Genomic DNA, 255 nt, shown 5'->3' with positions numbered 1-255 from the left:
CTGGTCCAACACATAGGCGGCGGTGGCGCGGGTATCGAAAGCGGCGGCGGGCTGGAGCGTCAGCACCAGTGCCACGGCGGCGGCAAAAAGGCGGATCATAGGAAGCATTTCCTCCGGTTTGTCAGTTCGACACGGCGTAGGCGTCGGTAAAGCCCTCGGCCTTGACCTTCTTGAGAAGGGTATCGAGTTCGGATTTGCTGGTGGCGGGGCCGATCACCACGCGCCAGAAGGGTTTGTTATTGATCGCGCTTTGCT

The 255-nt window shown here is 60.8% G+C and carries 1 protein-coding gene; it reads right to left on the bottom strand.

Annotated features, from left to right (window positions below; all coding sequences use genetic code 11):
- Positions 1 to 121 precede the first annotated feature (121 nt).
- Positions 122 to 255: SPOR domain-containing protein (locus FCK22_RS18250; protein WP_136720773.1), on the bottom strand; the 134-nt coding region annotated here is incomplete at its 5' end.

Origin of the sequence: Sulfitobacter sp. 15WGC, from assembly GCF_005068605.1 — a bacterium.
Lineage (GTDB): Bacteria > Pseudomonadota > Alphaproteobacteria > Rhodobacterales > Rhodobacteraceae > Sulfitobacter > Sulfitobacter faviae.
Note: the sequence above shows the minus strand (reverse complement) of the source record. Positions and strands in the feature narration are given on the sequence as shown.